Origin of the sequence: Reichenbachiella versicolor, assembly GCF_003171675.1 — a bacterium.
GTDB lineage: Bacteria > Bacteroidota > Bacteroidia > Cytophagales > Cyclobacteriaceae > Reichenbachiella > Reichenbachiella versicolor.
This window is the reverse complement of sequence record NZ_QFZQ01000002.1, coordinates 93731-106733: the sequence shown is the minus strand read 5'-3', so window position 1 is coordinate 106733 and position 13003 is coordinate 93731. Positions and strand designations below refer to the sequence as shown.

At 39.0% G+C, this 13003-nt stretch carries 7 protein-coding genes; 4 read left to right on the top strand and 3 right to left on the bottom strand.

What is annotated here, in order from left to right; translation table 11 throughout:
- Positions 1-54: 54 nt before the first annotated feature.
- Both DKG80_RS05385 and dnaE read right to left on the bottom strand, forming a co-directional pair.
- Positions 55-876: a M48 family metalloprotease gene (locus tag DKG80_RS05385; protein WP_109830297.1), complete on the bottom strand. Its 822-nt coding sequence runs from the start codon at positions 874-876 to the stop codon at positions 55-57.
- Between the two features lie 144 nt (positions 877-1020).
- On the bottom strand, positions 1021-5304 hold the full coding sequence (gene dnaE / locus DKG80_RS05380; RefSeq protein ID WP_109830296.1) for a DNA polymerase III subunit alpha: 4284 nt from the start codon (positions 5302-5304) through the stop codon (positions 1021-1023).
- Positions 5305-5485: 181 nt separating this feature from the next.
- On the opposite strand from dnaE, the gene DKG80_RS05375 reads away from it, so the two are divergent.
- A complete protein-coding gene (locus tag DKG80_RS05375; protein WP_162555700.1) occupies positions 5486-6457 on the top strand; it encodes a Gfo/Idh/MocA family protein in 972 nt (323 codons plus the stop codon).
- An 81-nt stretch (positions 6458-6538) separates the two neighbouring features.
- On the opposite strand, the gene DKG80_RS05370 is transcribed toward DKG80_RS05375, so the two are convergent.
- A complete protein-coding gene (locus DKG80_RS05370; RefSeq protein WP_109830294.1) occupies positions 6539-8818 on the bottom strand; it encodes an NADP-dependent malic enzyme in 2280 nt (759 codons plus the stop codon).
- Between the two features lie 2089 nt (positions 8819-10907).
- On the opposite strand from DKG80_RS05370, the gene DKG80_RS05350 reads away from it, so the two are divergent.
- The 3 genes from DKG80_RS05350 (at position 10908) to DKG80_RS05340 (ending at position 12902) form a co-directional block, all read left to right on the top strand.
- The gene (locus DKG80_RS05350; protein WP_109830291.1) at positions 10908-11738 is read left to right on the top strand and encodes a hypothetical protein; all 831 of its coding nucleotides are present in this window, start codon (positions 10908-10910) and stop codon (positions 11736-11738) included.
- Positions 11739-11855: 117 nt separating this feature from the next.
- Positions 11856-12302 (top strand): YdbT family protein, encoded by a 447-nt coding sequence (locus tag DKG80_RS05345; RefSeq protein ID WP_109830290.1) that lies wholly within the window; start codon positions 11856-11858, stop codon positions 12300-12302.
- Between the two features lie 72 nt (positions 12303-12374).
- A complete protein-coding gene (locus DKG80_RS05340; protein ID WP_109830289.1) occupies positions 12375-12902 on the top strand; it encodes a hypothetical protein in 528 nt (175 codons plus the stop codon).
- Positions 12903-13003: the final 101 nt, after the last annotated feature.

Here is a 13003-nt window from a genome sequence, read left to right as displayed (position 1 = left end):
TATTAATTGCATTTTTAAATGGGTACGAAGTCACCAGATCATTGTATACATAGATCAATCAAACAAAGCTTGAAATTCGGCATAAGTCATATTGTCTGTATTGTCATTGCTTTGACTGACGCTACAGCCAATATCTGTAGCTTTAGAATTGATATCAGCTACTCTGTTATCTGGTGACGGGTGGGTGCTTAGAAAACTAGGCCCACTACTAACTGATCCATCTGCTAATAGTTGCTCAAAGAAAGTAGCAGCACCATTACAAGCGTAGTCTGTTGAAGAGAGATAGATAACCGATTGATCATCAGCATCGGCCTCATTTTTTTGAGAGAATTTCAACCCGTCTATTGTTCCTGCTAAGGACCCTGCTATTTGGGCTAGAGTTCCGGGATCGTTACCTAATAAGATGCTCAATAGAATTTGAACTCCATATTGTCTTTGAAGTGCTTTGCTACTATGTCTATTATCTGAGTGTGCAATTTCATGTCCCATTACTCCAGCCAAATCATCTACAGTATTGAGATATTTAATTAGCCCCGTATAGACATAAATATATCCACCAGGCGTAGCGAAAGCATTCAATACATCTTGGTCAATGATATGAAGTTTCCATACAAATTCATTTCTGTATTTCACCTCTCCAGAATTTAGAATTTGATCAGTCATATTCTGAAGGTAAGAGTAAGCCGCCTCATTACCCTGTCTAGGTAGGATAGGAAACTGCTCTGGGTCACTAGCAATTTGAGCAGCAGTTTGAGCTCCTAATTGCTTATCGTCTTCTATTGAGAATAATACTACACCGTCCTCACAGCTAGTAAATAACCCAATACTAATGGTTGATAGAACAAGAGTGAATAATAAAGACTTAATAATTTTCATATCATATTGTTAAAGGTTGTATTTCAAAGTTAAAAAGAGTTCGATTGAGATACATCTAAATCCAGCTTTATGTCCTTCAATAGCAGTGATATATGTAAATATCTTATAGACTCTTAATAACCAAAGTGGAATTATAGAACGAAATTACTGTAATACATTGTATGTTATTTGAGGCATTTCATCCAGTTTTTTCATGAATTCATTCGAAGGCGAAATCTTCGCTTTTCTTGCCAATAGATTGACCTGATTGCCCCCTTCATTATCCATGATGTTGATTTTTAATTCACTACTTCCATTGAATTCTTTGATAATACTATCCAATTCTTGGATGAAATCTTCAGTGACAGACTGAAGAGGAATGTTGAGGTTGATACCTTTTGTTTTTGCATCCCTGACTTCATCTAATAATGAAATGGTCTGGATTTTAAATTCCTTTTCAGGTCCTTGCCATTTTAGCTTAACGCCGCCTTGTAAATACACAAACCAACCTACCTCAAAGAATTCTTTAAACTTCAAGTAGTCATCGGAGAACAAGAAAAACGTATGAGTTCCCATGTAATCTTGAATTTCAAGCGTACCAAAGGGTTTTCCATTCTTAGTTTGTCTATGAGCGATTGCCGTCACCATTCCTCCAATGCGAATGTTATTGCCTTTCTTTTCTAACTCATCGAGATTGCCCAAGTCGGCTATCGTAGCATTGCAGAATGACTCTATCTCAAATTTGAATTGATCAAGAGGGTGTCCAGAAATATAAAGACCAACAATTTCCTTCTCTAGCTTCAGCTGTTCAAGATTAGTAAACGGTTCGATGTTCGGAACAGTTGGGGTAGGGACAGCAACCCCAGTATCTCCACCAAAAAGAGAAGCCTGTGCACTAGCTTCTTCAGCCTCCATGCGCTGAGCGTACTTAACTACCTTTTCGATTAAGTTCGCCTCACCATTTTCCCCAATCAGGAATTGACGTCTATGGTATTCTTCAAAACAATCGAAAGCACCAGCTTGAGCCATTACTTCAAGTGTTTTCTTATTGACTTTTCGAAGGTCTACACGTTTGGCTAGTTCAAAAATATCTTTGAATTGACCATTTTCAGTTCTTTCTTCGATCAATGCAGTGACAGCAGCATCACCCGCACCTTTCATCGCTGCTAGACCAAATCGGATTTGTCCATCGTCGTTTACGTTAAACTTCATGATCGACTCATTGACATCTGGGCCCAATACGTCTAACCCCATTCGCTGGCACTCCTCCATGAAGAAAGTTACCTGAGTGATGTCATTCATGTTGTTGGAAAGCACAGCCGCCATGTATTCAGCAGGGTAGTTGGCTTTGAGGTAGGCTGTCTGATAAGCTACCCAGGCATAACAAGTAGAGTGAGATTTGTTAAAAGCATAGGAGGCAAAAGCTTCCCAGTCTTTCCAAACTTTTTCTAATACCTTGGCATCGTGTCCCTTAGCTGAAGCTTGTTCAATGAACTTAGGCTTCATTTTTTCCAGTACAGCCATTTGCTTCTTACCCATAGCCTTACGCAAGACATCGGCCTCACCTTTGGTGAAGTCAGCTAGCTTTTGAGAGAGTCTCATTACCTGCTCCTGATAGACCGTGATACCATAGGTCTCCTCTAAGTATTCTTGCATGTCATCCAAGTCATACTGAATAGGTTCTTCACCATGCTTACGCCTAATGAACGAAGGAATGTATTCAATAGGCCCCGGACGATAGAGTGCGTTCATGGCAATCAAATCGGCAAATACAGTAGGCTTCAGCTCCTTCATGTATTTCTGCATACCAGGGGATTCGTACTGGAATATACCTACCGTCTCACCGCGCTGGAATAGTTCGTATGTCGGAACATCATCTATCGGAAACTCATCAGGCTCCAGATCTATATCGTGCCTTTGTTTGACCAAGCGACAAGCGTCTTTGATCAGCGTAAGCGTCTTTAGCCCCAAGAAGTCCATTTTGAGTAGACCTGCATCTTCTACGACCGAGTTGTCGAATTGAGTACAGTATTTTTTGTTCTCAGCGGTAGAGTCTTTTGACAGTGCTACGGGTACGAACTTCGTAATGTCATCTGGGGTAATGATCACACCACAAGCGTGAATACCCGTGTTCCTGACAGACCCTTCAAGTACTCTAGCTTGATTGAGTACTTTAGCTTCCTCGGTAGATTGCTTTGAAATCGCTTTGAGTTCAGTTGCCATCTGGATAGCATCCGCATTTCCTAGTTTATCCGCCAGTGCCTTGTCATCCAAACCAAATAGCTTCTTCAACTTGATGTCGGGGACGAGTTTGGCTAGTCTATCAGCATCTCCAAGGTTAAGATCCAGTACTCTAGCAGTATCTCTAATGGCAGACTTTGCAGCCATAGTACCGTATGTGATGATTTGAGCCACCTGATTGGCACCATATTTATCGATTACATACTTGATGACTCTTTCACGGCCTTCATCGTCAAAGTCAATATCAATATCGGGCATGGATACCCTTTCTGGATTCAAGAATCTCTCAAAAAGTAGATCATAATGAATAGGGTCAACATTGGTAATCCCGATACAATAAGCTACCGCAGAACCAGCAGCTGATCCACGGCCCGGACCTACCGATACTCCCATGTCACGAGCGGCTTGACAGAAGTCTTGTACAATCAAGAAGTAACCTGGGTAACCAGTATTACGGATTACATCCAATTCGAAGTCTAGACGTTCCTCAATCTCAGGTGTGATCTCATCATATCTCTTTTTAGCCCCTTCATAGGTCAAGTGTCGGAGTAAGTTGTTTTCACCCAGTTTCAATTTAGGGTCGTCTTTGTCACGTTCATCTTGAAACTCTTCAGGAATATCGAAAGCAGGAAGAAGAATGTCTCTTTCTAGTTCGAAAGCTTCTATTTTGTCAGTAATCTCCGAAGTAGTTTTGATCGCATCAGGTAGGTCTGCAAACAATTTCTTCATCTCATCAGGTGACTTGATGTAGAATTCGTCATTAGGAAATCCGTATCTAAACTCACGTCCACGTCTACCGATGTATTTTTTAGGCTTAGACTGTTGTTCACTGTCTTTTACACACATCAAAATGTCGTGGGCATTCGCCTGCTTCTTATCCGTATAGTAGGTATTGTTCGATGCGAAGTATTTGACATTGTGCTTTTCGGCGAACTTGAGTAGCGTCTTGTTTACGATATCTTCTTCTTCGATTCCATGTCTCAATAGCTCAATGTAGAAGTCATCGCCAAATAGGTTTTTGTACCATAGGAATGCTTCTTCTGCATGATCCTCTCCATAGTTAAGAATAGCGAAAGGAATTTCCGCCCATAGACCACCTGTAGTAGCTATGACATCTTCACTATATTGTTCGATGATTGACTTACTGATACGTGGTACATAATACTGACCATCGACGAAAGCTATCGAAGCCATTTTGGCAATGTTGTGATAACCATGCTTGTTTTTGGCAATCAAAACTTGTTGAAAACCATTGTCTTGCTTGGACTTATCTAAGTGATCCTTACAGACATTGAATTCACAACCTACGATAGGTTTGATTTCGGCTTTGAGGGCAGCTCTTACGAAATGAAAGGTGGCCATCATGTTACCATGATCCGTAAGTGCTATGGCCGGCATTCCTTGATCCTTCGCAGCATTGACGATGGAGTCTACTTCGGATACAGCTTGCAATACTGAGAATTGTGAATGAACATGAAGGTGAACAAAGTCCATATCCTTCATGGCTTCTAGGTCTGCCGCTGTAGCTTTGGCTGGTCCAGATGCTTCTTTATCCTTTTGTGCTACGGCAAAGTTAGCGGCATCTAGTTTCGGCGGCTCATAAACAATACTCTCCTTAGGGGTATCGTCCAACGGAGCGATGACTCCTTCGGTAATCAGTCCAAAGAAACATTTGGTAGTAGCGTCTACGTCATAGGCTGCATCGTGAGCATCTTCAAATCCTACTCCGAATAGCTTCATGTGAAGCTCTGTCAAGGTAGGCCACTTGAACTTGCCGCCACGACCAGGAATCGCTACAAAATCAGTCGCTTCGTCCTTAGTATCTATACTGTCTACATCCTCTAGATCGTTTTTTCTTTCCTTTCTTAGGTATTCGCACCCTACGATATTGAGGTCAAACTCCACGTTGTGACCTATGACCGCTTGAGTTTTCTTGAGGTCCTCAGAGAAAATGCTTAATACTTCATTTAGGTCGTGACCTTCTTTGTTGGCTCTCTCAGTAGATATACCGTGTACTTTTTCGGCATTGTACGGGATGTTGTACCCTTCTGGCTTGATGATATAGTTTTGAGCATCAATGAGCGAACCATCATTGGCATGAAGCTGCCATGCAAGCTGAACTAGTCGGGGCCAATTGTCAAAGTCCGTAAGTGGAGCGTTCCAATCTTTGGGTAAACCTGTAGTCTCAGTATCAAAAATTAAGTACATCTGCGGTGTGTTTATACTTATCGAAAGGATGCTGTTTCTCGAAAGAGGACAACAATATCAAACCTTAAAATTAATACGAAACGATTTGCTAAAGTAGAGGTTGAGTTTGGAATTATCCACAGCCAGTCACCTTAGCAGAAATATGTTTGTCTATGTTGTCAACTTTGACAAAGTTGCAGTCATGAATCAAAAAGTAAGATGGGGTGTTCTTGGCCCAGGGCACATAGCTAGACAGTTTGTAAGTGATTTTCAATATGTAGAGAGCGGAGAGGTGGTCGCTGTAGCTTCTTCCAAAAAGAAAAGAGCAGAGACTTTCGCTAAAGAATATGGAATAGAAAAAGTATATGGAGCTTATCAAGAGTTGTACAAAGACCCAGATATTGACGCTATTTATATAGCGACTCCACACAATTTTCATTTTGATCAAGCTAAAAACGCACTGAAAGCAGGCAAGGCTGTATTATCCGAAAAACCTATTACCATATCCAAAAAACAAGCAGAAGAGCTTTTTTCCATTGCTAAGGAAGAAAACAAGTTGATCATGGAAGGTATGTGGACTTACTTTTTACCAGCCATTCAGCAAGCCAAGACTTGGGTAGAAGAAGGGAAAATAGGAAAAGTGCTTCATGTTAAGTCTGATTTTGGGCATTTGATGGATAAAGACCCTAAGAACAGATTGTATAATCCAGATTTAGCTGGAGGAAGTATTCATGACTTGGGGATCTATAACATTGCGATGTCTGCTTTATTTACTTCTGAGCAAATCAGGTCTTTGGAGGCAACAGCCAAATTTGCCGATACAGGAGTGGAGACCAATGTCTATGGAATATTAAGATATGGTGAAGTTAATTGTCACTTTCACTTAGACTTTGATTGCATGCTTCCCAATAGATTAGCAATCATAGGTGAAAAAGGTAGGGTAGAAGTTGATGATTTTTGGGCAGCCAAAAAATCTAGACTTTACAAGCTGGACAAGCAAGTAGATGGGTTTATAGATGAGCATCCATCGATTGGATTCATGCATGAGATTAATGCTTTCAACGAAGCATTTTTAGCGGGGCAAACTCAAGTATCTAGAATGCCACATGATGCCAGTTTGCATTTTCAAGAAGTGATGGACACTCTTTTCATGGCCATCAAGCGTAAGAAATAAATGAATATAAAAAATCGGTTAGCTACATGAGTGTTTATTACAATGTAGCTAACCGATACAAATTCGTAGACCAGCGCGGTCTTAGTCTTGCTGAGCCCTTCTGGCTTTACTTTCTATCGCATCTACGGCAGCAATGGTTGCCATGTTGAAGATTTGACGTACAGTACTGCCTTTTTGTAAAACATGTACTGGCTTGTTCATTCCCATCAATATTGGACCGATCGCATCACTAGACCCTATTTCCATCAACAGTTTGTAAGCTATATTACCCGCAGACAGGTTAGGGAATATTAGCGTGTTGACAGATTTACCATTCAAGCTACTAAAAGGATATTCTTTAGCCATCAATTCTGGATCAAGAGCGACATTGGCTTGAACTTCTCCATCGATGATCAAGTCTGGCCATTTTTCTTTCGCCATAGCTACCGCCTTTGCCGTTTTCTCAGGCGTTCTTCCCTTAGACGAACCAAAAGTAGAATAGGACAGTACCGCCATTCTAGGTTCAAAATCAAAAAACTTAACCGTCTTGGCTGTCAAATCAATGATGTCTAATAATTCTTCTTCATTAGGATCTACATTGACTGTAGTGTCTGCAAGGAAAAACGTTCCTTTTTGGTTTCGAATGATATACATACCCGCTACGCGATGTAGACCTGGTTCCGTACCGATGATCTGTAGCGCAGGGCGGATAGTATTAGGGTAGTCATTGGAAAGACCTGAAATCATAGCATCTGCGTCTCCTAATTCCACCATCATTGCGGCGAAGTAGTTTCTGTCGATCATGACTCTGTCTGCTTCTCGCTGAGTCATTCCTTTACGCTGGCGCTTTTCGAACAACTTCTTGGCATATTCCATCCGCTGATCTCTCACTACATAGGTGTCGATGATTTCACAGTCAAAGTCTAATTCATATTCTTCCATCAAAGCTTTGATCTTCGTCTCATTTCCGAGAAGAATAGGAATAGCTACTCCTTCATCGATCAGTAGCTGAGCGGCCTTGAGCACCGATAATCTATCTCCCTCTGAGAATACAACTCTCTGTAGGTCTTTCTTAGCTCTAGTCGCCAATCTGGTCACAATACGCTGTCCCATACCAAGCATCTCTTCTAGCTTGATTTTATATTCTTCCCAGTTGGTGATCTCTGTACGAGCCACACCAGAGTCAATAGCAGCTTTAGCCACTGCAGAAGATATAGTAGCGATCAGCCTTGGGTCGAGAGGCTTAGGAATCAAATAGTCCTTACCAAATTTGATTGTCTCCTTATGATAGGCTTTAGTAACCGCATCTGGAACAGGCTGCTTAGCAAGCTCAGCTAAAGCATAGACTGCCGCCAACTTCATTTCTTCATTGATGCCTGTAGCACGTACGTCAAGTGCCCCTCTGAATATATAAGGGAATCCAAGAACATTATTGACTTGGTTAGGATGATCAGATCTACCCGTTGCCATCACTACATCCTCTCTAGTAGACATCGCTAAGTTGTATTCGATTTCAGGATTTGGGTTAGCGAGAGCGAAAACGATAGGGTGGTCAGCCATAGATAGTAAATCATCAGCTGTCATGACATTACCCATAGATAGTCCAAGGAACATGTCCGCACCTTTGATCGCTTCGGATAGCGTGGTCAGTTCTGTATCAACAGCGTATCTAGCCTTCATTTCATCTAGATTCGTACGGCTTTTCTTAATGACTCCTTTACTGTCGAGCATCAGGATATTCTCCTTTTTAGCACCCATTTTGACATATAGGTCTGTACAAGCCATTGCAGCTCCACCCGCACCATTAACTACGATTTTGATTTCATCAATCTTCTTATCGACTACGATCAAGGCATTCAGCAGAGCAGCACTGGAAATGATAGCTGTACCATGCTGATCATCATGCATGACCGGGATGTTCATTTTCTTGATCAGCTCAGTTTCAATTTTGAAACTCTCAGGGGCTTTGATGTCTTCTAGATTAATACCTCCAAAAGTCGGCTCTAGCGATTTTACTATTTCTATAAACTTATCAGGGTCTGACTCATCTATCTCAATATCGAATACATCGATACCAGCAAATTTCTTGAATAAAACACCTTTACCTTCCATCACAGGTTTAGATGCTTCAGGGCCGATGTTACCAAGTCCGAGGACAGCAGTACCATTTGATATGACGCCGATCAGGTTTCCTTTAGACGTATATCTATATACATCTTCTTTGTTTTCAGCGATTTCCAAACACGGTTCAGCTACCCCAGGTGAGTAAGCCAAAGCTAGGTCATGTTGTGTACCTAATGATTTTGATGGTCTGACCTCTATCTTTCCAGGAGTAGGGAATTCGTGAAAGTCTAGAGCGTCCTTTTTTCTAATCTTAGCCATGTATTTATTAATTGATAATTCAAGCGGTATAATTAGCGAATACATTCGTAACCCACCAATCTTTCAAGATATTTTAATCACGTCTTGATAGTCCATTGGTTTCATCTGACTAGGTCAAAATGTATTTAACATTTAATCTCAATGTTTTAGGTCTATTTTTTAAACGGTAGAAGTACTCCTCATCTGAATAGATCGCTGCACTCCGCTCGCGAAGACTATTATTCATTGAAGGGTATTTTACTATACTTGAACTTAAAAACAACGTCTATTGCGAGGAGGCACGACGAAGTAATCTGTCACCACTGAGCACGAATAATCGTCATCCCAGAAGGTTTTCTGACGAGAGTGAAGAAAAGCTATCAGGGATCTATCTGTCCGTTATGGTGATTGGCTATTTGTACATTAACTGAGAGATCCCAAATAACCAATTCTTGCTTTCGCATCATTGTTTTTTGGGATGACGAATGTTGCGGTGGTTGTATTTTTATTCTGTAGCGAGTAGGAGTCTATTGGTCTATAGATCTTTCTATACTTGAACTTATAAAGACAACGTCTATTGCGAGGAGGTATGACGAAGTAATCTGCTAAAGCGATACAATACCTCACCTGAATAGATCGCCACGCTGCGCTCGCGAAGACGATTTGATTAGCAGTTGTTTTAAACTTCCAATTGAATCACAAAAACTAGAACTAATACAGAATTGGATTATGCGTGAAATGTTTCTTCGACTGTGCATATTTTTTTCGTCAGCAAAAAATTATGCATGATTGATTTTTTTTACTTACGCATATTGTCAGTAGACTACCACGCATATATGCGTAAAGGGGTCGTGCATATTTTTATGCGTAGAGTGGTTGCGCATATTTTTATGCACAAGGTGGTTACGCATATATGCATAGTTTATTTTTAAGTCACGCATATTTTTTTTAGAAAACTTTTCGCGTTAATTCTTTTACCGTTCACCTCGCATATTTTTTTTAGAATCTCTTTTAAGCATATTTTTTTGAACAGGACGGGCTAGTATTTGCTCGACGAAATTCATATTTCTTTTGAGAGCTGTTGTTTTTGATAGCCTATTTTCAAGGGAATTAGTAAATAGTTTTAAAATTGATATATTGTGAATAAGTGGCATATTTTATCTATTCTCTACGTTATAGACCAATGAGCACTTTAACTCTATCAAACAGATTTAGAATATACATCAAGGCCATATTAAAATATATAGCGTCTGTCCTTGTAAGCATTCTATTAATTGATCTAATTGAACCAACCGGGAATCGTCTACTTCTTTTTTCGACAAGTGCTTTATTAGTCATTGTAATTTTAAAATATCCCATTGATATTGGATTGGCCATATTAAAACCTAAGAAAACAATTCAATACGTAAACATTTCAATCGTTTTACTCTTATGGATTGTATTGTTATTGCTAAAAATAGATGTGAACGAATCGGTTAAAACTCATCTTAACTTTAACAGTTATAGTTCTGACCGAAGGTTATTGCACTATTTTATTTTTAGTGTTTGGTCATCAATGGTATTGTGGGAAGTATCTTTTAATATAATCAACTGGTGCAACAAACAGAGAAATGTAAAAAAGTCATCTAACATATAGATGATAGCTTATGTTTAGCTAGAGTGGATCGATCTAATCGTGAACTCTATCTACCAATCGGCATTCTGTAAATAGTGCCATTCTACTCGGTCAGTGCAAGTGATGTAAGTCAGTCGGTTCAATGGGGGGCATCCGACAAATTAGCTCACCTATTTCCAATGGCGCCGCGAGATTCAGTGTATGAGTACAGTTGATTATTTGGTTGGATATGGTTGTTTGGAGATCGACTAGATTAGTGACTAGGATAAGAGTTTCATGCTTATTCCAGTAGGGAATCGGGAACGGATTTACTTTGTACCCAATTTTATTGGGACACAGTTCGAATCGAACTACCGAAATTTATACCCACGCAGTTAATTCGAGTTCCTTACAGATCAAAAATCCCTTAGATTTGCAAAAAAAATAGTGCGTATAACTCACACTATGTTACTAAAATGTTATGTTCAGTTTCTCCCAAATTCATAATTCAACAAAATGAAAAAGATATTTTTAGCAGCAATTTTCATCAGTATTATTACTCAGACTTTTGGTCAAGACAAGGTTTTTACCAGTGAATACAATAAATTATTATGGCCAATCAATCTTGGATATGGAGGAGGGATAACCGGTGATGACGGGCAATATAAAAGGTTAACATTGTTTCATGGTCATAGTATTGCTTTGCAGACAGGCTCAAACGATAGAAGCCACCCTAATACAAGACTTTACATTAATGCAAGTGGTAACATTGGACTTGGAACCACCCGGCCTTCTGAAAAACTACATGTCGTCGGTAATTTCCAATTTGATTCTGAATATAATAAGATTCTGTTTCCCGAAAAATTAGGTTTTGCAGGAGGGATAACTGGTGACGATGGACAATATAAAAGATTGACACTATTTCATGGTCATAGTATTGCTTTGCAGACAGGCTCAAACGATAGAAGCCACCCTAATACAAGACTTTACATTAATGCAAGCGGTAATATTGGTATTGGTACAACAAATCCTCAATCCAAGCTTTCTGTGGAAGGTCAAATAAGAGCAACTGAAATAAAAGTTCTGTCAGATATAAGTGTGCCAGATTACGTATTCGAACAAGATTATGAGCTCCGAACTCTTAGTGAGACAAAAAAATACATTAAAAAGAATAAACATCTTCCAGAAATTCCTTCAGCTTCTGAAATCAGTGAAAATGGGATTGATATTGGAGATATGAACATGAGGCTTTTGAAGAAGATCGAAGAACTAACTCTGTATCAAATTGAACTTTTAGAACGACTAGAGAAAGCTGAACATGAAATACTTCAGCTTAAGAATAATTAACAAGAATATAACAGATAATAAGGTGACTGTTTGGAAGATCTTTAAAGAAGTAACAGATAGTTTATTTCTACTCAAAAGCGATAAACGCAGTCACCTTAGCTGATCGATATACAAAACATGATAAAAAAGTTTAATAGCAGAACGTCAATATTAGTAAATACCATATTGTTGATACCTGTACTATTCGTTATTTATCTTGACTTTAAAGGGTTAGAGTTTCTTCCATCTCTATTTTATGGATTCATAATGTTCATATTAGCCTCCATGATAAACCGAAACATGTATTGGATTCATATTTCAGGTACAGAATTACGAATCAAATACTATAGCTTGTTTAAAAGAAATCAAACGGTAGATTTAAACCATGTACAGTACGTCGAGTTTAAGGAAAAGAATAGTCTATTAGAACGCGCTCTTCATATAGGAGAACAACGATTTGATCATGTTTATATAACCTCATTAAACAACGATATCAAGGAAATAATTACATTAAAGAGTAACTTCATTTTAAATATAAATGAGCTCTTTAATGAGCTAGAAAAGGTTTATAGACTAAACATATAGTCCTCTTATAAAGAAAGTCATGCTTACACTATTAATAATTCGCTATAAAGGACTAGCATTAAATGCTTTCTAATGGCACTAATTTTCTCCATATATATAGAGACAGGAAACCTTGAACAGACAAGAGTGATTGAACAGTGTTTTTTGAATCATGGATCAATTAATTGGAATGGAAAAGAATATCAATTACAATCTTTCACAGCAACAGATGGGTGTGCAATAACTCCAAATGGGACATCAACAACTGGAATTGATACAAAGGAACAATGTATTGAAATGTCTGAACTAGGTTTAAAATTGTATGATATACTGAAATCTGCTCCTGATTTCAGGTTTGCTTTAGTCGGAGTAGAAGTAGACGATTTTGTTGAATTCAATGATCTTATCAACGAACCAGAAATTAACTTAGATCGTACTGGGTTGGTAATCAATAGATTAATAAAGCATTCCTCTGAACTTTATTCAAACTACGAACAGTTTAATGAAACCCACTATTGGACACCTTATGACGGTGAGCAAATTATAAAAAGCTTCATAAGGAATGGCAAGTGGAAATCTGAAATCACTTGGGGATATACAGAGGATCATCAAAAAGGCTAAAGCTCAAAATGGCGCGCGTTTAGCGATAGCGTAACGTGTGACTATTTCAACAAACCTATCATTAATAGGTTTATTTGACTGATATAGTATCTCGCTGAATT

Bases quoted from the DNA above. Each gene is read 5' to 3' on its own strand.
- DKG80_RS05375 (WP_162555700.1), top strand. From the start codon at position 5,486: ATGAATCAAAAAGTAAGATGGGGTGTTCTTGGCCCAGGGCACATAGCT.
- DKG80_RS05370 (WP_109830294.1), bottom strand. From the start codon at position 8,818: ATGGCTAAGATTAGAAAAAAGGACGCTCTAGACTTTCACGAATTCCCT.
- DKG80_RS05350 (WP_109830291.1), top strand. From the start codon at position 10,908: ATGAAAAAGATATTTTTAGCAGCAATTTTCATCAGTATTATTACTCAG.
- DKG80_RS05345 (WP_109830290.1), top strand. From the start codon at position 11,856: ATGATAAAAAAGTTTAATAGCAGAACGTCAATATTAGTAAATACCATA.
- dnaE (WP_109830296.1), bottom strand. From the start codon at position 5,304: ATGTACTTAATTTTTGATACTGAGACTACAGGTTTACCCAAAGATTGG.
- DKG80_RS05385 (WP_109830297.1), bottom strand. From the start codon at position 876: ATGAAAATTATTAAGTCTTTATTATTCACTCTTGTTCTATCAACCATT.
- DKG80_RS05340 (WP_109830289.1), top strand. From the start codon at position 12,375: ATGGCACTAATTTTCTCCATATATATAGAGACAGGAAACCTTGAACAG.